Raw genomic sequence first — 23092 nt, 5'->3', positions numbered from 1 at the left:
AGGCGGTGCTTTCGCCCGGAGTGGATCCCGTTGGAGCACGGCGGGGCATGAATCGCGGAGAGGGGGGAACACCGGACGGGCGACGGGACCGCGCCTGCACCTCCGCCTGCGACGGTTCCGGCAGTGGATTGCACGGTGAGGCCCCGGGGGGGTTCTTTCCGGAATGAGTGGCTTTTCCCGTGCATGGACGGGCACCTTGACCCCGCGCGCGGGCAATTCCATACTGAAACTCCACCAGTGATGGATTTCGGGGATGCGAACGGGACAAAAATCGGAAGGCTCGCCGTCGCTGACGGCGAAAGGGAGGGGAAACGACATGAAGCAGGGGATCTGGTGGTCTTTGGCGTTGTTGGGGTTGGTGGGGATGATCGTGCTGAAGACGGACCCCGCATGCTCGGTAAGTGATCTCTGCCCCATGGGCGGTGTGATGGTCAGGGCCGCCACCGTGAAGGATAAAGCCCTGGACTGGGCCAGGGACCTGCCCAACGCCGCAGTCGATGCGGCGGATGCCGACGTCTGGGCGGTGCTTGCCGTCAGCCGCACGAACCAGGATATCGCCCTGCTCGTCGGGCCGGGATACGTCTTCTTCGGCGTTGCCGGCAGGGGCGGCGAGGTTTACCCGCAGGATATCGAAAGGGCCTTCGGGAAGGACCTCTCAAAACTCCGCGAGGTCGTGAAGAAAGAGATGGACGAACTCCGGAAGGCCGGCGTCGCCCGGATCGAGGGCGGCGATGTGCAGAAGATTTCCGACGCCGTCGGTCTCGGCTTTCTCGAGAAAGTCGGCCCGGACTGGGCACTCAGGACCACGGACTGTCAGGCCGTGGATCTACCCGCTTCCGGCCTTTAGCGGTCCCATCCTCAAGGCCGGTCCCCCTTCAATAAGCCAGCGTCAACCCCCCACGCGGGCCGGCCGGCTCCGTGGTGCGGGAATGATCCTCCTCCTGCCTTCGCGGATGTGAAAATAATTCGACGGTCCGATGCAATACCGCTCCCTGCCGAAAGCCATAACTACTTGAAATTTGTCTAATCTCTCCTGATTTTGCACCTTGTCGCTCTGTTATCATAGATTAAAATGCTGTGAGGGAATTTAGTAGCACTTATAAATTAAATGGTTTATGGTGCAGACTGTGTCACAGTGGTCTTTATGATCCGGACGATTCATCGTGTGGAGGGAACGGCAATGTCCGTGTACAGGCGAGGAGAGGTCTACTGGGTGGATGTCAAGGTGAAGGGACATCCACGGATCAGGAAGAGCGCCGCGACGTCCGAGCGGTTGAAGGCATTGGATTTCGAGGCCGCTTTGAGACGGACGCTGACGGGTGTGGTTTCGCATGAGCCGATTCGGGGGGAAATGAGCTTGAGTGAGGCCATGGCGCGGGCCTTCAAGGTCCACTGGAATCACAAGAAGAGTGCGAAGACCGTCGGGTTTCACGCAAGATCGCTGCTGGAAAAGCTGGGAAACGACATCCGACTGAAGGATATCGGCGAGAACGAGGTCCGGGGTCTGGTCAGGCAGCTTCAATCCGACGGGAACAGCGCGGCCACCATCAACAGTAAGCTCTCCGTGCTTCAAACCCTGCTGAGGATGTCGTGCAACGAATGGCGTGTCATCGACCGGGTGCCGCGATTCGACAGGCTCAAGGAAAAGGAGGGCAGGCTGAGGACCCTCAGCCCGGAGGAGGAGAGCAGACTCCTCGCGCTTTTGAGGAGAACGGGCAGGCACGATGCCGCGGACCTCTACATGGTGCTCCTGGACACTGGGGCCAGCCTGAGCGAGGTGTTGTCACTGAAATGGAAAGGTGTGGATCTGGTGGGCGGGAAAATCGGAATTGACGTGGAATCCGGAAGAAACAGAATCCTGCCGATGACCCGCAGGGTCAGATCGATGTTGATGCAGCGCATGGGAATGGGGATAAAGTCTCCCTTTTCGAACGTGACGTATCAGCAGGCCGAATACAACTGGAAGTGGGTTCGCAAGCAGATGGGGCTGGGAGGGGATCCCGGTTTTGTGATCCACTCGCTCCGGCACACCTTTGCGGCCCGGACGGTGCAAAGGGGTATCGGTCTGCCGGCGCTCAAGGCTCTTCTGGGTCATTCGACCATTCGATTGACCGAGCGCTATGCGCGGTTCGGCGCCGGGAACATCGACCGGGCCGTGGACGCCTGTTCGGGCGGCGGGGTTTCGGGAATGGAAAAACGCCTGCCTTTCGACGGGCGGCCCGGGTAGAGCGATGATCCCCGATCAAATGGGCGGGGCTTCCAGGCAGTTCGGGGATCGTTGTCCGCCGCGCGCGCCATCAGGGTGAGGAGGTCTTTTCCTGATAATAGGAAGGCGGCTTGATGGTGCGGCCGGAGGGCGAAAAAATCCTGAACCTTGCAATGCCCAGCCTCTGCAAAACGAACTTCACCGAGGTCGCCAGCACGCCCAGGCCGTATTTCACGCTTCGCCTGAAATTTATCGACGACGCTTCCGGAAAGTAGCGGGTCGGGCAGGAAACCTCCCCCACCGCGAAGGAGAAGTAGATCGCCTGGGCGAGCATCTCGTTGTCGAACACGAAATCGTCGGAATTCTCCCAGATGGGGAGGGTTTCGAGCACGCGCCGCGAGAAGGCGCGAAAGCCGGTGTGGTATTCGGACAGCTTCGCGTCCAGCAGCAGGTTCTCGAAAGCGGTGAGAAAACGATTGGAGATGTATTTGTAGAGCGGCATGCCGCCTTGCCGGGTTTTGCCGCCCAGTATTCTCGACCCGAGCGCGACATCGTATTCCCCGCTCGCAACCAGGCCCGCCAATGCCGGAATGATCCTGGGCGAATACTGGTAGTCGGGGTGAAGCATGACCACGATGTCGGCATCCAGCTTCATGGCCTCGGTGTAACAGGTCTTCTGGTTGCGGCCGTACCCCATGTTCCGCTCGTGCAGGAAGCACTTTATCCCCAGGCGCTGAGCCACCTTGATGGTTTCGTCGCGAGACGCGTCGTCTACGAGAAGCACCTCATCGATAATATCCATGGGAATGTCTTTGAACGTCTGCTCCAGCGTCTGCGCCGCATTGTAAGCGGGCATGACGACGACGATCTTTTTCCCGGTCAACATTTTCTTTTATTCTCTCCATGCGTCTGCTATATCGGTCGTGATTGATTCGGGAGGGGCTCGACCACCCGAATGGGAGCCTCACGCGACCGTGAGCTTTCCATACAGCAGTTTCGAGTAAAAAGCAATCAGGCGAGTGATTCATGCCCGTCGGACGCCGTTCTTCAGTCGGCCGTGCCGATGCCGGATGTGCGCGGACAAAGGGGCCGCGGCTCCACAGCCGTTCATGGATTTCTTTTCGAGATGCTCAGGTCTTCATGAAGCTAATGCCATCCCGCGCTTGCGGCTTCCTTTTCCCGGCGATACTTCTGTGTGCTTCCTTCCTGTTCCTGTACCGGCTCGACCATCGTCCCCTTTGGCAGGATGAGGCGGAAACGGCCTGCCTTGCCGGAAGCGTGCTCGAACACGGCGTACCCCTCGCCTTCGACGGCAAGAACTTCATCTCCCAGGAAGAAGGGCGGGAGTTCGGCTCGGACACGCTGTGGCGATGGTCGCCCTGGCTTCAGATATACATCGCGGCAGGCGCCTTCCGGGTGGGGGGCTTCACCACGGAAGCGGGGCGCTTCCCGTGCGCTCTGGCCGGTCTGGCTTGTGTGGCCATGGTTTTCCTGCTGATCCGCAGGCGCTTCGAGGATCCCGCCTGGGCACTCGTTGCCGCCCTGATCCTGGCCACTTCCGTCGTGTTCATCCTCTTTTCCAGGCAATGCCGGTATTACAGCATGGGCGCATTGTTGGCCACGGTTTCGGTGCACGCTTTCCTCGGAGACTGGCAGTCCCGCTGGAAGCCGGCCGCGACGCTGGTGCTGGCCTTATGTCTCCTGTTCTATGCCAACTATCTGCTGTTCTTTTGTTACGCCGGCTCCGCGGGGCTTGCAGCCATCCTCGTTTATCGAAACCGGCTGCCGCTCGTCAGGGTGTCCATGCTCGCTTGTGCAACGGCGCTCCTGCTGCTGCCGGGAGTATTCCTGTTCAGGCTCGGGCAGCAGTCGGGAATGCTGGATTTCACCCTGATCTTCGGCTCCCTCGGACGGTATTTTTCCGACTGCTTCCAGTTCATCGTTCCCCTGCCGCTCGTCCTGGTCCTGCTCTGGAAATGGAGGGACGCGGTTCTCAAAAGGAGGCTTCCCGAAGACCCGGGCGAACGCTTCGCCCTTTTCCTTGCCTTGATCATCCTGTTCAATGTTACGGTCATGCTCGCCGTTCCCCAACAGGAACACCGCTACCTGCTGCACTTGTACCCCCTGGCCGCGATGTTGCTCGCCTGGGTGATCCGCAAGCTGTGGAACCGTCAAAAATTTGCCGCCGTGCTGCTGGGACTGATGCTTGCGTTCACCAACTGGCTTCACATTCTCCCGATGGACTGGCTGGGCATCGTCAATCGTCCGTGGCAAAACGGCCCGACCATGCTCACCTCCCCCAACATTCCTCTCAGGCTTTTCCTGACCGAGCTCTTCTCGGATTATCCCGACGTGAACGGGAGCCTGATCGCATTTTTCAACGCCCACGCCCGCCCTGGAGACACCATTCTGACCACTTACGGGGATTTGCCCCTGCAGTTCTACACCGGCTGCCGGGTCATCGGCGGCCTCCAGGGCCCAGCGCTGCTCCGGGGGAAGACGCCCGACTGGGTCGTCAAGAGGCACTACACCCGAAGGAACCGGGAGCTGATGCTCAACGCGTCGGAGAGCGCCGCCCTGGAGTATATTGGCCGAAGCCTGGAATACGAAGCGATAACGCTGCCTTGCCCGGACGAGATGTACGGAAACAGGGCGGATCCCTACTACCACAGATTTATTCCCGAGAGAGAACCCTATCAGCATCTGGTCGTATACAGGAGGAAGGTTACAGGTGACGAAGGGAGTCCCCCTTGATTTCGCGCGAACCGGAAACGTTCTGCTGGTGTCGTCGCTGCTGCTGATGTTCGTCGTGGGGTTTCTGGAAACGCCGGACGTCGCTTTGCGGTTGTTTCCGGAACGTTTCTGGAATGAGGAAGCCCAACGGATCGAATCGAGAGCGGTCTCGGCGCGGATGATGCTTGCCAGGGCCGAGGCGACGCTGGAAGCGTTGCGGCTGATGGAAAAGCGAGGTTTGCCTCGACTCGGGAGCGCGCCGGAGCCGGGCCGGGCCGCCTGGGAGAGCGCCCTGAAGCGTGCGGAAGCGGAACTGCTGTACAGGAAAGCGGTAATGGAGGAAATGACGGACAGCTTGCGGCGGAATCGACGCAACGCGGATGCCGCCAGACGGAGGAGTGGGTTGTGACGATTGCGGGAGGTTGCCATTGACAAGCATCGCTACCGCCGACCGGCTCAAGAACGTGTGCGCCGCCGTTGTGCTGCCGGCTGTGACGGTTTTGCTGTTCTGGCGAGCCGGTTTCTTCTTCATCCAGGACGACTGGACCGCACTGGCACAAATGGCGGAAAACCCGCTCCTTCGATTTCTCGTTCTCCCGGATGGAGAACAATGGTTCCCGCTGTGTCACCTGGCGTTTTACGGGCTGATTCGAACCTTCGGGGATCGGTATTCATTCCTGGTTCTGGCAAACTGCATCGGTACCGGGCTGAATGCTTTTCTCTTCCATGTGCTGGCGAGGCGGCACCTCGGGTTCGCGAAAGCCCTGACGCTGAGTGTCGTGTATTCCGCGGCGGCGGCTCATCACGCCATTGCCTGGAACAGCTTCTACATCTGCTACGTTCTCAGCCTGGGTTTCCTGCTGGGGGCACTGCTGTTGACCCATGAATACGCGCGTTTTCCGTCCGCGGGCAGGCTTGCGGGCATTGGCTGCTGCGCCCTCTGTTCCGTGCTTTCGCACAATTACACGCTACTGGCGCTCCCCGTGATCCCGCTCTACCCGATCATCGCGATGCCTCCGGGAGTCGGCCGGGCGGGCCGGCGGGCTCCGGCGGCGATGATGGGCGCGGTTTACGTTTTGTTTTCAGTGGGATATCTGAGCTTTGCGGGTTCCATGGCGCCCGCCAGCCACAACCAGGCGGTTTTTTCTTCCATCCCCGGTCCGGCGTACCTGGTTCATTGGTTTTCGGGCTCGTTCCTGTCTCCCTTCCTCTATTTGTTCTGGGGACATTTTCATTTTCCGGTCTGGGACTATGTGGTAAGCATTACGCTGTTTGCGCTGGGGGTGTGGGTCATCCTGCGGTGGGGAAATTCCGCCGAGAAGAGGCTGGCCGCCTGGGCTTGCCTGTTCAACAGCCTGCCGATGCTGCTGGTTTCACTCACCCGGTACACGCGGCCCTCCGGACAGGCCTTTGTGGCTCGTTACGCGGTCTTTACCCTGCTGGGAGCACTCCTGCTGCTTGGGATCGCATGGACCATCGTGGAGCGCAAGACGCCGTCGCGCCGCTGGTCCACCCTGCCGGCGGTGACGCTGGCGATCCTGATGATCGCGGGCCAGGCATTCAGCCTGCCGCGTTGGCTGGATGCGTATACGAGAATGAGCCGCGCTTCGCTCCGGTTCTACCAGTCGCTCGATGCCGGGAAATGTTCCGACCCCGGTTTCCCGGACAGACCCTTCAACGAATTCTGGATGGATGTTCGGATTCCTTTGACGGGCCGTCAGTTCCTCGAGATTCGACGGATGCTGGAAGCAGCGGCAGTGCCGCCTGAAAAGGACCGAGGCGCCGGTGGAACCGGGCCGGAGATCAAAAGGGCTCGCCTCCTCTCTGGGCCGCTGGAGGTTGATCGATGAATGCCAGGCAGAAGATACGGATTGACCGGATGTTCGGCGCTCCCGTCGCGTATATGCTCAACGTCGCCGCGCGCGTGCTTGGCTGCGTACTGCGCCGGGACCACTCCTTCCCGGGCAGGCCGGGAGTGATCTGCATTGCGAAGTTCGTCGGCATGGGGAGCATACTGTCCGCCGGTCCCATGCTCCAATCCATCCGGCGACGTTACCCGGGCGCCCGGCTGGTCTTCATCAGCAGCAGGAACAACGCTCCCCTGCTGCAAAGGATGACGCTGGTTGACGAATGCCTCTACATCTCCGAAGCCTCGCTTCCGGCCATCGCCGGTACGACGCTGAAAGTCGTGTGGAAATTGTGGCGGTTGCGTCCCGCGCTGTACTTGGATCTTGAATTGTATTCCTTCTACTCGAGCATCCTCGCCACGCTCAGTTGTGCCCGGAACAGGGCCGGATTCTATCGGAAGTCCACGGAATTCAAGGACGGTCTGTTCACCCACCTCATTTTTTTCAACACCGGCATGCCGGTGGAGGCGCTGTACCTGCAGATGTCCATCGCGGCCGGGGCCGGCGCCGACCACGAGGCTCCGGAAGACGTGTCCATTGCGATCCTCGAAAAGGATCGGGATGAATTCTCGGTCTTCGCGAAAGGCTGGCTGGAACCCGGCGACCGATTGCTGGCGGTCAATCCCAATGCGTCGGACCTTTGCCTGGAAAGGCGGTGGCCGACGGCCTGCTTTGCCGAGACGATCAAGGCGCTGCTCGATCGCATACCGTCTCTCAAGGTGGTCCTGACGGGAAGTCCTGGTGAAAGGGAGCACGTCGAAGGGCTTGCTTCGGTGTTTGACGGGTATCAGGGACGCGTACGAAACGCGGCGGGGAGATTGTCCCTGGGGGGGTTCCTGGCGTTGCTGAACCGGGCGGATTGCTTTCTGACGAACGATTCCGGGCCGATGCACATGGCGTTCGCCCTGAAACGGCCGGCGGTGGCCTTGTTCGGACCGGGGCATCCGACGCACTACGTTCCCCGGCATGCCGGTGCCGACAGCCTGATCTTTTACGAGCACATCCTGTGCAGTCCGTGCCTGTATCACAGCGATCTTCCCCCATGCCGGGGAGACAACCAGTGCATGAAAATGATCGCGTCGGAGAAGGTGACCGCGGCATGCCTCGCCCTGCTGTGGCCGGAGGGCGTGTCCATCGAGGATCGAGCACCGCCGACGTGGAAACCCGCACCTCGCCGCCCGATCAATCGAACCCCCGACGGCAGACCTTTGGGGACGATTGCCTTCCGGCATTAGAATCGGGGGCGGAACCGAGTCGACAACACGATCATTCAGGGTGAATGCCTTATGAGAACGCATGTCCGGCCTGTCATGTTGCTGCTGCTCATCTTCGTCTGCGTGAACGGTCTAGTTTTCTTTCTCGGACGCAGCCTGATCCCGATGGCTCCGGGATACGGCCTGATCAGCCCGGTGCCATACGGCTACAAGGGGCCGATTTCCAAAAACATGACCTGCCTCGATCCCGCCGGCGCCTTGAACGTGGACTATGCTTCCGATGCATTTGCCTCTGGGGCCATGAAACAAGGGATACTGCCTCTCTGGAATCCTTACCAGGGGATCGGGCAGCCGTTCCTCGCCAACTCCCTGTTCGCGGTGCTCTATCCACCCAGTTGGCTGCGCCTCATTTTGCCTCCACAATGGTGGGACGTCGTGTTCCTCCTGAACTGGCTCCTGGCCGCCTTGTTCCTGTACCTCTACCTCGATGTGCTCGGGGTTCCGAAAGCGGCTTCGGTGCTCGGGGGGACCGTGGTTCTCGCCAGCGGTTACTTTCAAAGCTACCTCGCGCTCCGGGAACTGCCCGCTGTTGCGGCCTGGTGGCCTTTGCTCGCGTTCGCCGTGGAACGCATCGTCCATGATCCTTCCTGGAGGCACCGCCACTGGGTGCTCGCCCTGGGCATATACTGCAGCATCACGGGGGGGCAACCGGAATCGTCCTTCATAAGCCTCTTCGTCATCCTGGTTTATGCCGTCGTTCGACTCTTCCATGCCGGCAGGAAGGGATGGCGGGTGTTGCTGGGCTTCATTCCCGGTTCGCTCGCAGGGCTTCTGATCGCGGCTCCGCTGTGGGTCAATTTTTCCGAGTACGCGTTCACCTCCTTTTCGTTTCATGCCCCGGATTCCGTACACGGGCTGAAGGGCCGCTCGCTGAGTGCGCTCTACGCATATATTTTCCCCTATCTGTACGGCCCTCCGCAGGGATATCCGCTGGGCGTTCTCAATGATGCCGATTGGGATTCATCGCCGGGGTGGATCCCGGCCGTTGTGGTCTTTCTTGCCCTGTGTTCGTTCGCCGCGTGGAAGAAGAAGCGCGATGCCGGGCTCGTTTTTCTTTCCGTCCTGGCAGTGGCGGTCGGCGCAAAGATATGGTGTGCCCCGGGGATCAACGAAATAGGGGCGCTGCCCTTTTTCAAGCTCATCGTCTTTCCCCGCTATGCGGGATTCCTCTTCGTCTTCGCCCTTGCGGGCATGGCAGCCTACGGGATCCATTTCCTGGCCGGGCTCGAGGCGAAGAAATGGCGTCGGCTCCTGGTGCCGTGGGCGCTGCTGATGATAGCGCTGCTGGTGTGCGGTATCCATGCGGTGAGAGGCAACCTGGAAACGCTGGGCTACACGGGCGGGCCTGCGGTCCACCTGTTCGGTTTCGGTGTGCTGGGCCTTTTTTGGGCGATTTTGGGGCCGGTCATGCTGTGGATGGTGAAAAGGAACGCTTCGGGGCAAAACGGCGCGTTCTACCTGGTGGCCGCGGCGGGGATCGTCTTGCAGGGGACGGCCTACGCCCCCGTAGGCTTCGACGCAGTGAGCACCGGGCTGCTTTCGGGCATCTGCCTCGTTCTTTATTGCGCTTTCGCCTGGTGGCTCTCCCGTTTCCGGGTGCCTATTGGCCTGAAGCCGATGGTCGTGGCTTCCGCGGCGGCGGTCCTTCCGACGCTGACCATCGCCCTGCTCGGCCCGCACGGTTTGCCTGCCCGGTACAATCCGCTGACACCGGCGCCCTACCTCGACAAGCTTGCGGCATTGCAGCAGGGGGGCATATTCCGATCGTACTCTTTCGATGGGGTCCCCCAGCCAAATTTCGCGTCTGCCTTCAGGTTGTCGAGCCTGAGTGTCCTCGAAGCCATATCTCCACAAGGTACGGCTCGGTTCATCGAGCATTTTCTCGATCGCGGAGCTTCCGCACTCTGGCTGGCGGGAAACAAGACGGGTTTTCGCAGCAAGGGAAATCCTTCCACCGAGGTCGTGACAAACCTGAGGTACTATTCCCTCGCGTCGGTCCGGTTCTTTGTCGCGCGCGATTCCGAACCGCTCCTTGCCCCGGTCTACGACACGGATGATTCGCGTGGGGCGATTTCCCCCCTGCCGCTTCGCCGGCCTGCCGAGGCTCGGGTAGTCTGCCCGTCCGACAGACTGGCAAGAGTCGACGTCAAGCTCGATACCAGCGGTCGGGTCCATACGGGCCGACTCCTCCTTCGCGTTTTCGGCCCCGACGGCGCCGTCATTGCAACTCGTGAAGCGAGAAGCGAAGGGCTTCGCAACCACGCCTACCTGGGCTTCACTTTCCCGCCCGTCGACGGGCTTGAAGGGAAGGATCTCAGGCTTGAGATTTCCTATGTCCCCGAAAAGCGAGACTCCATGATCGCGGTTTACAGGTATCCGTCCAAACCCGAATTGGGTTTTGCCTTTCGCATGTATGACACGGCGGTTCTGCCGGGCGGCTGTTCTCTTCTGTATGACGATCCTGAGACGGGGGTTCGGATTTGGGACAATCCCGGGGCGGTTCCGAGGATATTCCTGGCCCCGTCCGCCGGCGTCGCCGGCACTTGGCAGGAGGCGATGGAACGCATGAGGGAAACGCCGGATCTTGCACGCCGCGTCTGGCTCAGCCGGGGCCCTGAAATCGTTTCCAACTATCCGCTGAACCTGCCAACCGGCAGGCTGCTGTCTTTTGATCTCCAGCCGAATGAAGTCCGCTCGAAATACGAAGCACACACGGCAGGCATTCTGACCTTTACGGAAAGCTTCTGCCCCGGCTGGAGCGTGACCGCAAACGGCAAGGAAACACCGGTCCTGCTCGTGGACGGGGTATTCCTCGGAATTCGGATCGACAAGCCGGGGACCTACGACCTTGTGTATCGATATCGTCCTCCCTTGTGGAGCCTGACCCTGGCGATGGCCGTGCTGGGATTCGTGCTCGTGCTCTTCGGCAATCGCATGACGGGGAGACGTCCAGGGAGCGAGGAACCCCCGGGCGTCCCCGAATCGATGAACAGGAACGGTGCTTCGTCGGGCGATGATCCCCCGACGTTCCCTCCTTTGAAGGCGTGATGGGGACATGAGCCGGCCCCGGGTACCCGAACCGGCACCCCCGGGAAGATTTTGCGGGGCATGCGGGGTTTGGGTGAAAACGCCCCGGCCCGGCACCTTCTCCACCTGACGTTGTGGCCTCCGGCTCCTGGGATATGTGAAAAGTGTAGGTTTGACCCCCTTGCCAAGACGGCGTGCAAAAGTTTAATTAAGGCAAATCCGTACGGTTCTCGATTCCCCATGAACAGGTGGAAGAAGCGGGTGCTTGTATGGAAGTCGTTGCATCATTTCGATCTGCATTGAATGTTGTACCGGTGATAAAGGTGCGGCTCGCCCGGGTTCTCTGGAAGAAATGATCGTCATGCATCACTGTATCGGACCCGGATATCAGGAACATTTTATGAAAAACCATACCTGGAAGCTATCCAATGTGGATTTTCAGAAATACGGCTCACGGATTCTGCTGGCTTGCCTGCTTTTCGCGGCCGTAGCGGTTTCGCTGTTTTTCCTGCCGGTCAAGAAATACGTGCTGGAAGTCCTGGAATGGACGAGGCACCTGGGGCCGCTCGGCCCTCTTGTGGTCGTCTTGTCTTTTCTGGTGGCATGCGTGCTGCCGATTCCGGGGTCGATTCTGGCCATGGGATCGGGATTTCTCTTCGGTCCTTTCGGCGGGACCGCCACAGCGGCAACCGGCTGCACTCTGGGAGCCTGTTTTGCATTCATCCTGGGACGAACCATCGCCCGAAGCTGGGTGGAGCGGAGAATTGCCGCCAGCGTCCGACTCTCGGCTTTTGACGAGACCCTGGGAGATCACGGGTTCAAGATCATCATGCTCATGCGGTTGAGCTCGGTGTTTCCTTTCGTGCCGTTGAGTTACGCGCTCGGCGCGACGCGGGTGTCCTTCCGGGATCATGCGATTGCCTCGGCCATAGGCATGTTTCCCATCGTGGCCGCCTACGCCTATATCGGTTCGGCTGCCGGAAACCTGGCGGACGTGATATCCGGGCGCACGTTGATGGGTAACCCGCAGCAGTTCCTGTACTGGGGTGGTCTGGGCGTCATTCTGGTGGTTGTCTTCCTGTTGATCCGTTATGCGGGCAGGGCCTTCAGAGTGGCCGCGGGACGGGCCCGGGCCGTGGAAGACGGGGCGGATGGGATGGGGCGCTACGAGGCCCGGCGGGAAGACCGGGACTGGTTGTAACGGTTGGAACCGGGTCGGTCGCGGAGGTTATGGCGGGATATGCTTCGTGTCCGGGAAAGAAGATGGCCGGTGGTTTGCGTCTTGCTGAGCGGCCTCGGCGTGCTTGGGCTTCTGTGGTTCAATCTGCTCTATTATCCCGGCATCGGCCTGGACGGCATCGGTGGCGACAATTCCGGTGCCGCGCTGACCGGAGCGGCGAAAGCCTTTGCCGAGTCCGAGTCCCTGTTTTTCGATCGACTGCTCGACTCCGATCAGCTCACGAAGCCGGACGGCGGCATTGTGGCGTGGTCGACGGTCGCGCTCCGGACCCGGGATGGACAGGAGCTTCGTGCCTGGGTCGCGCTGCAATGGACTCGGACCTGGGGCTGGAATCGATATGCGTGCCATCTGCTTGCGGACCCCCGCGACAGGATTCTTTTTTCCGAGAGTCAACTGGGAATCGGGAGCATGAACAAGGTGCGATATGTGTTGCGGCGTTTGTGGGCTGAGGAACTGCGCCGGTTCAGAGAGGTCCACAGGGTTTTGCTTTGAAGAACGGTGGCATGATGATATCTTGGTGAGCGCCCGGGCGGACGTCGGCGAAGCCAAGTGCCTGATCTTGAGGGGATATTCGTTACTAATGGGACTGTCTGCGGGGTGCGGGTACATACTGATAAAGAAAACTCCTATAGCTACGGGATCGCCCGGTTCTCGATGCCTTTCCCAAGGCGATGGGTGTTGATGGGGCGCGCCCCGGAGCGCGGATGGGCGCAGGGGGTGCTCCGATGGCCGCGGGCACGGCATCCGTCAGGGGTGCGCGGGCGAGGTGGAAGGGGATGCCCGGGTCGCTTCGCACCGTTCGGTCCCGGCGTGAGTGCCTGGGGGCCATCCGTGGGGAAGCGGCTTCTCGTTGGGGCGATTGCGGACTTTCTGTTGCAAGAACTTATGGATTTTGCTAGCATCTATAAATTTCGCGGGACAGGATTGATCATAAGAAAAGGAGCGAGACATCCCTTATGACGCTGAAGGAGCGTTGTTATCCGTTCGCTCACATGATTCGGACCGGTAAGGAAGAGGGGATTTATCCCTACTTCAGACCGGTGACCAGAACATGGGGGCCCGAGGTGGATGTGGGAGATCGTCATCTGATCATGGTCGGCTCGAACGATTACCTCGGCCTGACCCATGATCCGCGGGTGAGAGAGGCGGCAATTCGCTCCCTGAGCAGTTATGGAACCGGACCGGGAGGTTCGCGTTTTCTGTGCGGGAATATGGCCCTGCATGAAGTGCTCGAGGACCGCCTGGCGGCTTTTGTCGGGAAGAAACGGGCAATCGTGCACACCACCGGTTTTTCGGTCAATCTGGGCGCAATCGGCTGCCTGCTGAACTCGGATGACGTGATTCTGTGCGACAGAGAGGACCACTACAGCATTTTCGAGGGCTGCCGGTCATCGCGGGCCAAGATCGTTCCGTTCCCCCACAATGACGTGGAAGCTGCGTCCCGCAAGCTGGCGCATGCGGTTCAGAAGCATCCCGACGGAGTCGTTATTCTGATCACCGAGGGCGTGTTCAGCATGTCGGGCGACGTTGCGCCGCTCGCCGATTTTGCACGGCTGAAGAAGAAGTATCCGAATCTGTGGATGTACCTTGACGACGCTCACGGACTGGGGGTCATGGGGCCGGGGGGCAAGGGAACCGCGGCCCACTGCGGGGTGACCTCCCAGATCGATTTCATCATGGGCACTTTCAGCAAGGCACTGGCGTCCATCGGTGGCTTCATCGCTTCCGACGATGACGACATCATCGAGTACATGAAACACAACTCGAAGACGCTGATCTTTTCGGCCGCTTTGCCGGCCAGCAACGTCGCCACGGTACTTGCCTGTCTGGATGTGCTGGAGGAAGAGCCGGAGAGGATTCAGCGCCTGCGGGACATCACTCGCCAGGTCCGCGAAGGCTATCGCCGAATCGGATTGGCCGTCAGGGAGTCGGAGACTCCGATCATCCCCATCCGGATCGGTCCCGAGGAAAAAGCCTACGTGTTCGCTCAGGAGCTTTTTGAAAACGGCGTTTTTGCGCTGCCCGCGGTATTCCCCGCCGTTCCCAAGGGACAGGCGGTGATTCGCACTGCGTACATGAGCACTCATGAACAGCGGCACATCGACTACGTGCTCGAGACCGTGGACCGGTTGGCCAGAAAGCACCGGATCCGCAGCGTGGATCTGCCGGAAAGCGAAGCGTTCCTCGAACCGTGCGACTTTGCTGCCGCCAAGTCCTGCGGGGCGCAGTAGGGGCCGCCGCGTTGTCTTCGCGAAAGAAGCGCCTGGAGAAATGAAAGACGCGGGCTTTCGTTCCAACGGTCCGTGAACGGCGGCCCCACTCGGGAACGCAGCGGGGAAGAATCTCAATCCATGTTAAGGCTATTCGATCTCCTACGCGTCGCTGTGCGCCAGGTTATGCGCCAGATGCGACGATACCTCGGGGTGGTCCTGGCCATCACCGTGGGGACCGCCGGCTTCATCGTGGTCATAACGATGGGGCAGGAGGTCAAGAAAACGCTCAATACGGACCTGGACCTGCTGGGGGGAGCGACCCTCGTCAAAGTGCGTTTCGAGGAATACCTGCCCAACCGCGATCGGTTCTCCAAGCCTCCCACATTCCAATCCGAGACGGTAAACGCCCTGAAGACCATGCAGGGGGTGCAGGCGGTGAGTGCGGCCGCCGCAAAAATGACCTGGGGCACTTCCACGTGGTATAATGCGCGTCGTAGTTTCGCCGTACTGGCCGCCGACGGCCTTTTCTTCAGAGTGAACGGCCTGGCGCCGGTCTCGGGGGAGCTGTTCGGCGCGGATGCCGTGAATGAACGGGCCCGGATCGTGGTGATCGGGGAAGAGCTGGCGCGGAGCCTGTTTGAGACCGCCGACGCCACGGGCCGGATTCTGCCCATCGACAAGGATCTTTTCCTGGTCACCGGAGTGCTTGGGGGGACCCTGGCCGGCGACCGGGTCAATTCCGCCTTCATTCCGCTCACGACCGGCCGGGATCGCCTTGAAAATCTCGGTCCCGTGGACCGCCTCTACATCCGCTGTTCTTCCTGGGACGACGTCGCCAGAGTGGCCGAAGCGGTTCCCGCAATGGTGGGAATGCATCAGTCGGCCGAAAGGCTGCGGGTCGATGTCGCCTGGGATCCGTTGAAGCGTGTCCAACGGATTGCCTGGTGGATCGAAGTCTTTGTCTACCTCGCCATAGTCGCAACCCTGGTGCTCGGGGGGTTCGGAATCTGGAACGGGATGATGGCGGCCGTGCAGGCCAGGACCCGGGAGATCGGCCTGAAAAAAGCGATGGGCGCGGAAGACAGGGATATCCTGATTCAGTTCCTGATCGAATCGCTGTTCCTCAGTTCCGGTTCCGCCGCGATGGGCGTCCTTCTGGGACGGGTGTGCGTCGAGACGATGAGCTCCTTTCTGAAATGCCGCCCTCCCGAGGAATTGTTTGCAACCTGCGTGATGATGGGGATCGGTTTTTCGGTTTTGCTGGGGATAGGGGCCGGATTCTATCCGTCTTTGCGAGCCAGCCGCATGGAAGTGGTATCTGCGATCCGGTATGAATAAGGTGACGCTCTTGCATCGACATCGACCCGAGGAACCTGTCATCGAGATCTGCGATCTGACCAGGAGTTTTGAGAACGGGGTGGGGATGATCCCCGTTCTGCACAGGGTGGACCTTACGATATACCCCGGGGAGATGGTCGCCATCATGGGGCCTTCGGGCTCCGGGAAATCCACTCTCCTTGCCATCCTCGGGCTTTTTCTCGCGCCTTCCTCCGGGACCTACAAAGTGCTCGACCGAAATGTCCTGGAACTGTCCCGCGCCGCCCAGGCCGAGTTCCGAAGGAACGTCGTCGGCTTCGTATTCCAGAGCTGCAACCTGATCGAACATTCCACGGTTTACGAGAACCTGGAGTATCCCCTGATTTACGCCGGCATCAGGCGGCGCGAGAGAACGGGGCGTATCCTCGACGCCCTGACGCGCGTCAACATGAGCCATCGCCTGCACCATCCTTCGAATCTTCTCTCAGGCGGGGAACAACAGCGGGTGGCGGTGGCCCGGGCGGTTGTCAACCGCCCCAGGATCATTCTGGCGGATGAGCCCACGGGACAACTGGATCGCAGCAATGGGCAGATGGTCATGGACTACTTCAATCATTTCGTGGAGGATGAAGAGACCGCGGTCGTGCTGGTGACCCATGACCCCGAAGTCGCGGCCCGCTGCCACAGGATATGCTATCTCGAGGACGGAGTCCTGGTCTCGCGGGGGCGCCCCGGCGTATTCCGGAGCCGGTCGTCCTCGGTTCATACGCCGGGCGAAGCTTAAGGATGAACGGAGCGACCCGCTCCGGGCCCTGCGCCGGTGAATGCCCGGGGGGCCGTCCCGTTTGCCTGGATTTCCGCCTGCGCGGGAATGACGTTGACGATTTTTTATGCTTCGTTGTGCGCCACCGGCTCGCGGCGTTCGTGGGAACGGCGGCCGGGATTTCTCCGGATTCTCCTGGGCGGGCGGTCGAACGGTTTACGGTCGTTGCGTCCCGATGGGGTGAAGGGAGTGCGCCCAAACGGGGAGGGGATGCTTTGTGCTTGCGCGATAAGGGGCGGAAGGTCCGTCTCGATCGGGGACGGAGAACGGCGATAAGAAATCGCCTGGTTTCGATTTGCATGATGATCTGGTTGAGCGGCCTGCTGTTCGGCGTCGGCGTCGGGCGTGCGGATGAGGATGTCATGCCCGGCAAGGACGTGTTTCCGCAGGGCAGGAAGACTTTTTCGGAATGTGTGAGGCTGGCGATCACCCAGTCGCCGTTTCTCACCGTCAGTTCCCTGGAGGTCCAGCTCAAGCGGCTGGACGAGGCAGACAGCAAATATTCCCTGTTCCCGTCGCTTTCGTTGCACAGCCGCTACTATTTCGACCAGCCCAAATTTCAGAACGAAGACCCCAAGCCCTACACGCTGGCTTTCGTGACCGACGGATACAATCCCATCGAGGCCTATGTCACCCTCCAGGCCCAAAAGTTGATCACTCAAATCGCCATCTACGGTCACCTGCGCATTATTTCGGAGAGCATCCACAGGATAGCTTCCGGCTTTCTCGAACTGGACGCCCTGGAAGAGATGGGCGCTCTTCAACGGGAGGTCGTCGAGCTGGCTGAACGGAATGTCGATTATGTCTCGAGGCGCGTCGGCACGGGAGGGGCAACCCCGCTGGACTCCCGGGTCGCCGCCCAGGATGTGGAATTGGCGAATTTGGAGGGCCGGAAGATCGCCTCGTCCAAAGAAACGATTCAGGACGGGTTGAAGGCCCTGCTCGGGCTTCCGGCCGACCAGGTCCTGGAGCTGGACCTGCGTGACGCGCGAATCCAGGTCCTGGATCACGCCGGCCCGAATTCCCATACGCTCGATCAGGCCCGGGCCAACTCCTACGACCTCAAGATCGAAGCCCTCAAAAAAGAGCTCCAGACGCGGAACATCAAACTGGCCTATACGAGGTTCTTTCCCACGTTTTCACTCGGACTCCAGTCAACGGATCCGTTGAGCGGCATCGACAGCAACGGGTACTTCTTCTCCATCGGCTTCGATCTTCCCCTTTGGGACGGGTTGAAGCGCTACCGCAACGTCGGCCGCCAGGAGACCGTGCTGAAGCAGTTCCGGAACCAGGCGACCCAGAAGGACCTCGATATCGTCTCCAAGTGGAAGACCGGCGTGGAAAAAGCGTCCGAAGCCGCCGCGGAGCTGAAACTGGCACGCACCCAGGTGGAACTGATGGAACTCAAGCAACAGCAGGGGGAAATCGGCTACCAGTCCGGGCGCATTCCTTTTTCCGGCTTGCTGGCGGACAAGAAAGCCTGCCTCGAAGCCCGCAAGAATGCCCGCATCAAGACTCTGGAGTACGATAAGGCGCTGTTGAACCTTCGTTTTCTGTCCGGAGAACTGTCAAAGGCCTATGTCGATGCAAAAGTCATGTAGAATGAACACCCTGTTGAAACGGACGGCTTGGCTTGCCTGTTGTGCGATGTTGTTCCTTGCCCCTGCCGCCGGCATTTGCGCCGGGGCCCAGCCGGGCCGGGCGGCGGCCGAGGTGAAAACCGGCGATATCCTGCTGCAGGGGAAATTGATGTGCCCCTTGAAGCGGCAGGTGGCGGTGCCTTTTCGCGGAATCGTGACGACCGTGAAGGTTCACGCCGCACAGGCGGTGAAAAAAGGGGAGGTCCTTGCGCGGTATCGGCTGGGGGCTGAAGTGATCATGCAGTTGCGGCGCAGGCTCTCTCCTTCTCAGATCAGTGAGATGGGAACTCAGTTGGCCGAGATCGACAAGAACCTGTCGTCCCTCGAGGTCAGGCGCAAGGAACTCCGGGAGCTGTCCTCCCGGAATATGGCCCCGGCCCAAAGCCTGAATCAGGTGGAGAAGGAGATTCAACTGGCCTCGCGGCACCGCGTTTCCATCGAGTCCCGCCTGCGCCTGGAGCAGCAACTGGCCCGGGACGATCTTCTCGTGTTGAAGGAGCAGCTGGGCCAGGCGGTCAACGCGAGCAGCATTCCGGAAGAGGTGTCTCTCGTCGCCCCCATCGACGGATACGTCATCGCGGTGAGCCCCGACCTTCGGGAGGGGGCTGAGGTCGGTCCGGGGACGCCGGCGTTTATTGTCGGTGCGATGGACCCGATGGTGATGCGCTCCCAGGTGCATGAAATGGATGCCATTCATGTTGCCGTCGGGGACAAGGCGTCCGTGTCCTTCGACTCGATCCCCGGAAAGACCTTCGAGGGCAAAGTGAGCCGCCTGTCCTGGTCTCCGGCGGGGGCGGCGCTCGAACAGCCTTCGTACTATGAAATGGAAGTTTTGCTGCCCAATCCCGATCTTGCCCTGAAAGACGGTTTCAAGGGGCAGATCGTTCTTCCCGGGACGAAAGCGACCGGGCGTTGATGCGGTTTCGCCGTGTCGGCATTTCTGGCGCGCCGTCCGGCGGATTCGGCGCCCTTTGCGGATTCCGGAATGCACATCCGGGAACATGGTCGGCTTACAGCCGGGTTGCCGTGACGGTGCGCGGCTTTGGAGTTGCGGAGTATGAAGAATAACGGGATCACGGTCGTCCCCGTCCTCGATGAGGCCGGGATGAGGGAGTTCCTGAAGCTGCCCTGGAAAATCCAGGGAGACGATCCCTGCTGGGTTGCGCCCATCCTTTCGGAGCAAAAGCATTTTCTCGATCGCAAGAAAGGCCCCTTCTTCGAAATCGGCGAAGCCGAGTACTTCCTGGCTTACGTGGACGGAGAACCCGCGGGGCGGATATCCGCCCACGTCAATCACGCCTACGAAGCCCGCCATGACCGGGAGACGGGTTTTTTCGGCTTTTTTGAATGCGTGCGCAATCCGGACGTGGCTTCGGCTCTTTTCGAGGCCGCGGCCGAGTGGGTCAGGAAGAAGGGCAAGAACCGCCTCCAGGGTCCCATGAATTTTTCCATCTATGACGAAATCGGTCTGCTCGTCGAGGGCTACGACTCCATTCCGGCATTTCTACAGACGCACAACCCGCCGTACTACGCGGAGCTGGTGGAAGGGTGGGGATTTCGCAAGGCCATCGACTGGTTCGCAATGCGGATCACGGAACGCCACCCGGATGAAGAAGGCCTGGCAAGGCACCTCGAAGACATTCTGCGCAGACAGAAGCTGACGCTGACCGCGCCGGACCCTGAAACGATGTTGGAAAGAACCGAGGAAGTCTTCCAGCTGTTCAATGAAGCGTGGGAAGCCAATTGGGGGCACGTTCCCCTGACGCGCAAGCAGTTCACCGACGTCTTCAAGCTCCTCAAACCCCTGTTGCGCGCCGATTTGATCACCATGATCCTCGACGGGGATTCCGTGGCGGCATTCATCATCAACATCCCGGACCTCAACCCCGCCATCCGCAAGCTCAACGGGAAACTCACCCTCTGGGGCAAGCTCAAGCTCTACTACGAAGCACGGTACAGGCCGGTGCGCAGGATCCGCACCCTGCTCCTGGGGGTCAAGCGCATCTATCAGCGCAGGCAACTGCACCTGGCCCTCATCATGAGCAGCTTTCTGAGCATCTCGCGACATCATGAGCAGCTTGAATTCGTCGACTGTTCTCTGATACCCGAAACACTCCATCACTACATCAGGGCCATCGAGTCGTTCGGAGCGCGACGGTACAAGACCTGGCGAATTTATGAGCGGGAAGTCTGAGCCATGAACGTCCCGCACTCCATGCCGGAACCGGAGGCGCGGGTATGGCGGGACACGATCGTCGCGGCCCTCTGTTCCACCGCACTGTTCCTGTTCGCTCATTTCCACGCGCTATCGAATCCCTACGTCGTCAACGACGATGTACGCCAGCAGGTTTACTGGATGCAGCAGTGGCGGGATCCGGGGCTCTACCCTGACGACCTGCTGACCGACTACGCCCGCCGCTACGTTCCGTGGGGCGTCCAGGGAATCTACCGGGCGGCGTCCGAAGTGATGAGCCCTCTTTTCTTCTCCAAGATCCTCACCGGCCTGCTGTTCGTTTTCTTTGCCCTGTGCCTCTTCCGGATCGGCATGCTCATTGCCGGCCGAGAAACGGCCTGGTGTTGCGTTATCGTATTCTGGTTGATGCCTTTCTTCCTCGACAACCTCTCGGGAGGACTCTCCCGTGCCTTCGCCGGGCCGCTTCTGGCACTGTTCCTCCTGTGCCGGCTGAAACGCGCGCCGTGGGCGATGGGCGTTACCCTGGTGCTCCAGGCGCTGTTCATTCCCTACATCGCCGTCCTTTGCGCAACGGCCTGCGTCATGGCCTGGGGGGCGAGGGTGCTTGGCCGGGCCCCGTCGCCTCCTTTTCTTTCGAGGCCGTTTCACTTCATGTTCCTGCTTGCGGCCGCCGTGCCGGTCTATTGCATGAGCTCCGGCATGGACCTCGCGGGGTTCGGACCATTGGTTACGGAGGCCGACATGGCGGGCCATCCTGAATTCGGCATCCACGGGCGCTACTGGATCTTTCCCGGCCCGTCGGTTTTCCGGGACCTGGTGGTGGACCCCTGGGAGTACATCGCCCTGTTTCGCGAAGGGGGGACCGCGGCGGGCATCGTGAGTGTTGCGATCATCGTGATCGCCCTGCTTTCGGGCGCGGCGCGCGCGCCGTGGCGTTCTTTGGAAAAGGTCGCGGCCCCGGCGCTGTACCTTGCCCTTGCTTCCCTCTTCCTGTACGTTCTTGCCCGGGTATTCCTGCTGCGGCTTTTCATCCCGTCGCGCTACCTGATGTACACCGTCAACCTTTTCTATTGCCTGGGATTTGCCGTTTGTCTGCAGGGACTGTGGAGAAGGTTGCCGCCGAGGGGCGGGCCGCTGCCTGTCGTGCTGGTCCTGGTCCTGGTCCTGGTGTCGTCCGGGCTGAGGTTGAGAGGAGTGGCCGTTTTTGACTATTCGGCGGATGCCGAGCTGTACCGCGCCGTCGAACGGACTCCCAAACAGGCGCTCATCGCCGGGCATCCGGCGACCATGGACAACGTGATGACGTTCGGACGCCGGAAGGTCCTGGCCTCTTTCGAGCTCGCTCATCCCTGGTGCAAGGGGTATTGGGACAGGGTGAAGCCGCGCCTGGAAGATACGTTCAAGGCCTACTATGCCGCGGATGCGCAGACCGTAATCGCCTTTTGTGCGCGGTACGGCATTGATTTTCTCGTCGTGGACGAACGCCATTACGAGCCGTCGTTCATCGCCGGCCGGCCCTTTTTTGCCCCCTTCGACGATCTCATCCGCAACGTTGCGGGGCAACGGCGCGATTTCGCCCTGCTGTCCTCGGAGTGTTTCGATTCGATGAAGGCGGGGCGGCACCACCGGCTGATCGATATGCGGGAATTGCGAAAAGCAGCAGCCACGGAACCGGGCAATACGGCTTTCCCGGGTGAACGCTAGTTCGTGAGTCCCCTGGCGGCGATGTGCTGCGGTTTGGAGAAACGTTCGACTTCCACTTCGATGGCTGTTCCGGTCCTCGTGGTCAGCAACCCGCACACCCTGCCCCGAGCACAGACGCGGCCTCGAAAGGAATGTCCCGTGTAGTGCGAACCCGTGACCTGCCCGTCTTTGAACGAACCGGTGAAGTGGTAGACATCCTTCCTGTTGAACGGCCCGATCACGGTGAGCACGCCGTCGAGTCGTTCGTCGTGCTGATCCACCCGTGCGTCGATCCGGCTGAGAAAATGAGAACCTTTCCACTCGCCGGACAGGTCGTCTTCCCCGCCGAACGCTATCGACGCGGCTAAGAGCATCAAGAGCAGGCCCGCCACAATGAGCAGTATGGAGCGAATTTTGGAGCTGTCCATCGCATTGTCCGATTTGAGGTTTACGCAAGCGCCGCGGGGGACGGGGAGCTGACGGTCCGTCCGGAACGCGGCTCCGGCCGGCGCGGCAGGGGACGCGGTTCCACCCGTTGGCGTTCCGGTCACGGCCACCGGCATTCCATGCCGGTGTTCACCTGATTGCCATGCCATACTCATCGCGTGAAGTCCAGTCACTTTTCCGGCAAACGGTGTTTTCAATCGTCGTCGGCGATTCCGAAGCGGCGATGCCCGGCGGCCGTCCGGGGAACATCCCAACGCGCGGCAAACGGCTTCGTGCCGTTCGCGAAACGCGGGAAGCGGCTTCCCGGGCAGCGGAATCAAAAACCTCTGGCGGGACGTATGCGCAGAGTTTAAACTGACGCGGTGCCGAAAGTTATACCATGAAAGCG

The 23092-nt window shown here is 60.6% G+C and carries 18 protein-coding genes; 16 read left to right on the top strand and 2 right to left on the bottom strand.

What is annotated here, in order from left to right; genetic code table 11:
• The first annotated feature begins 316 nt into the window (after positions 1–316).
• A complete protein-coding gene (locus SFUM_RS11620; protein ID WP_011699096.1) occupies positions 317–847 on the top strand; it encodes a hypothetical protein in 531 nt (176 codons plus the stop codon).
• Between the two features lie 333 nt (positions 848–1180).
• Positions 1181–2227 (top strand): tyrosine-type recombinase/integrase, encoded by a 1047-nt coding sequence (locus SFUM_RS11615; protein WP_011699095.1) that lies wholly within the window; start codon positions 1181–1183, stop codon positions 2225–2227.
• 70 nt (positions 2228–2297) lie between these two features.
• Here SFUM_RS11615 and SFUM_RS11610 read toward each other — a convergent pair whose 3' ends face one another.
• Positions 2298–3092 carry a glycosyltransferase family 2 protein gene (locus SFUM_RS11610; protein ID WP_011699094.1) on the bottom strand — a complete coding sequence of 265 codons (795 nt, stop codon included), beginning with the start codon at positions 3090–3092 and terminating at the stop codon, positions 2298–2300.
• 254 nt (positions 3093–3346) lie between these two features.
• On the opposite strand from SFUM_RS11610, the gene SFUM_RS11605 reads away from it, so the two are divergent.
• From SFUM_RS11605 to SFUM_RS11540, 14 genes are all read left to right on the top strand, one after another.
• The gene (locus SFUM_RS11605) at positions 3347–4960 is read left to right on the top strand and encodes an ArnT family glycosyltransferase (protein ID WP_011699093.1); all 1614 of its coding nucleotides are present in this window, start codon (positions 3347–3349) and stop codon (positions 4958–4960) included.
• On the top strand, positions 4938–5348 hold the full coding sequence (locus SFUM_RS11600; protein ID WP_011699092.1) for a hypothetical protein: 411 nt from the start codon (positions 4938–4940) through the stop codon (positions 5346–5348). Before SFUM_RS11605 ends, SFUM_RS11600 begins: the two co-directional genes overlap by 23 nt.
• Positions 5349–5367: 19 nt before the next feature.
• Positions 5368–6789 carry a hypothetical protein gene (locus tag SFUM_RS11595; RefSeq protein WP_011699091.1) on the top strand — a complete coding sequence of 474 codons (1422 nt, stop codon included), beginning with the start codon at positions 5368–5370 and terminating at the stop codon, positions 6787–6789.
• The gene (locus tag SFUM_RS11590) at positions 6786–8081 is read left to right on the top strand and encodes a glycosyltransferase family 9 protein (protein ID WP_011699090.1); all 1296 of its coding nucleotides are present in this window, start codon (positions 6786–6788) and stop codon (positions 8079–8081) included. Before SFUM_RS11595 ends, SFUM_RS11590 begins: the two co-directional genes overlap by 4 nt.
• A 51-nt stretch (positions 8082–8132) precedes the next feature.
• Complete coding sequence (locus tag SFUM_RS11585; RefSeq protein WP_011699089.1) at positions 8133–11168, top strand: glycosyltransferase family protein; 3036 nt, start codon at positions 8133–8135, stop codon at positions 11166–11168.
• Between the two features lie 379 nt (positions 11169–11547).
• Positions 11548–12348, top strand: coding sequence for a TVP38/TMEM64 family protein (locus tag SFUM_RS11580; RefSeq protein ID WP_011699088.1), 801 nt, complete (start codon positions 11548–11550; stop codon positions 12346–12348).
• A gap of 69 nt (positions 12349–12417) precedes the next feature.
• On the top strand, positions 12418–12879 hold the full coding sequence (locus tag SFUM_RS11575) for a hypothetical protein (RefSeq protein ID WP_150109501.1): 462 nt from the start codon (positions 12418–12420) through the stop codon (positions 12877–12879).
• A 464-nt stretch (positions 12880–13343) separates the two neighbouring features.
• Complete coding sequence (locus SFUM_RS11570) at positions 13344–14618, top strand: aminotransferase class I/II-fold pyridoxal phosphate-dependent enzyme (protein ID WP_011699086.1); 1275 nt, start codon at positions 13344–13346, stop codon at positions 14616–14618.
• Between the two features lie 174 nt (positions 14619–14792).
• Complete coding sequence (locus SFUM_RS11565) at positions 14793–15938, top strand: ABC transporter permease (RefSeq protein ID WP_011699085.1); 1146 nt, start codon at positions 14793–14795, stop codon at positions 15936–15938.
• A 10-nt stretch (positions 15939–15948) separates the two neighbouring features.
• A complete protein-coding gene (locus tag SFUM_RS11560) occupies positions 15949–16701 on the top strand; it encodes an ABC transporter ATP-binding protein (protein ID WP_011699084.1) in 753 nt (250 codons plus the stop codon).
• A gap of 338 nt (positions 16702–17039) precedes the next feature.
• Positions 17040–18341, top strand: coding sequence for a TolC family protein (locus SFUM_RS11555; RefSeq protein ID WP_167321341.1), 1302 nt, complete (start codon positions 17040–17042; stop codon positions 18339–18341).
• The gene (locus tag SFUM_RS11550; protein WP_167321340.1) at positions 18325–19296 is read left to right on the top strand and encodes an efflux RND transporter periplasmic adaptor subunit; all 972 of its coding nucleotides are present in this window, start codon (positions 18325–18327) and stop codon (positions 19294–19296) included. Before SFUM_RS11555 ends, SFUM_RS11550 begins: the two co-directional genes overlap by 17 nt.
• A gap of 141 nt (positions 19297–19437) precedes the next feature.
• On the top strand, positions 19438–20574 hold the full coding sequence (locus tag SFUM_RS11545) for a hypothetical protein (protein WP_011699081.1): 1137 nt from the start codon (positions 19438–19440) through the stop codon (positions 20572–20574).
• 3 nt (positions 20575–20577) lie between these two features.
• Positions 20578–22278 carry a hypothetical protein gene (locus tag SFUM_RS11540; RefSeq protein ID WP_011699080.1) on the top strand — a complete coding sequence of 567 codons (1701 nt, stop codon included), beginning with the start codon at positions 20578–20580 and terminating at the stop codon, positions 22276–22278.
• Here SFUM_RS11540 and SFUM_RS11535 read toward each other — a convergent pair.
• The gene (locus tag SFUM_RS11535) at positions 22275–22685 is read right to left on the bottom strand and encodes a hypothetical protein (RefSeq protein WP_150109500.1); all 411 of its coding nucleotides are present in this window, start codon (positions 22683–22685) and stop codon (positions 22275–22277) included. The genes SFUM_RS11540 and SFUM_RS11535 overlap by 4 nt on opposite strands.
• Positions 22686–23092: the final 407 nt, after the last annotated feature.

The organism is Syntrophobacter fumaroxidans MPOB (assembly GCF_000014965.1).
Lineage (GTDB): Bacteria > Desulfobacterota > Syntrophobacteria > Syntrophobacterales > Syntrophobacteraceae > Syntrophobacter > Syntrophobacter fumaroxidans.
The sequence above is the reverse complement of the archived record's forward strand: the minus strand, read 5'-3'. Positions and strand labels throughout refer to the sequence as shown.

Coding starts and splice junctions, on each gene's coding strand:
- SFUM_RS11605 (WP_011699093.1), top strand. CDS start 3,347: ATGAAGCTAATGCCATCCCGCGCTTGCGGCTTCCTTTTCCCGGCGATA.
- SFUM_RS11570 (WP_011699086.1), top strand. CDS start 13,344: ATGACGCTGAAGGAGCGTTGTTATCCGTTCGCTCACATGATTCGGACC.
- SFUM_RS11550 (WP_167321340.1), top strand. CDS start 18,325: ATGCAAAAGTCATGTAGAATGAACACCCTGTTGAAACGGACGGCTTGG.
- SFUM_RS11535 (WP_150109500.1), bottom strand. CDS start 22,685: ATGGACAGCTCCAAAATTCGCTCCATACTGCTCATTGTGGCGGGCCTG.
- SFUM_RS11580 (WP_011699088.1), top strand. CDS start 11,548: ATGAAAAACCATACCTGGAAGCTATCCAATGTGGATTTTCAGAAATAC.
- SFUM_RS11555 (WP_167321341.1), top strand. CDS start 17,040: ATGATGATCTGGTTGAGCGGCCTGCTGTTCGGCGTCGGCGTCGGGCGT.
- SFUM_RS11620 (WP_011699096.1), top strand. CDS start 317: ATGAAGCAGGGGATCTGGTGGTCTTTGGCGTTGTTGGGGTTGGTGGGG.
- SFUM_RS11585 (WP_011699089.1), top strand. CDS start 8,133: ATGAGAACGCATGTCCGGCCTGTCATGTTGCTGCTGCTCATCTTCGTC.
- SFUM_RS11590 (WP_011699090.1), top strand. CDS start 6,786: ATGAATGCCAGGCAGAAGATACGGATTGACCGGATGTTCGGCGCTCCC.
- SFUM_RS11610 (WP_011699094.1), bottom strand. CDS start 3,092: ATGTTGACCGGGAAAAAGATCGTCGTCGTCATGCCCGCTTACAATGCG.
- SFUM_RS11545 (WP_011699081.1), top strand. CDS start 19,438: ATGAAGAATAACGGGATCACGGTCGTCCCCGTCCTCGATGAGGCCGGG.
- SFUM_RS11565 (WP_011699085.1), top strand. CDS start 14,793: ATGCGACGATACCTCGGGGTGGTCCTGGCCATCACCGTGGGGACCGCC.
- SFUM_RS11615 (WP_011699095.1), top strand. CDS start 1,181: ATGTCCGTGTACAGGCGAGGAGAGGTCTACTGGGTGGATGTCAAGGTG.
- SFUM_RS11540 (WP_011699080.1), top strand. CDS start 20,578: ATGAACGTCCCGCACTCCATGCCGGAACCGGAGGCGCGGGTATGGCGG.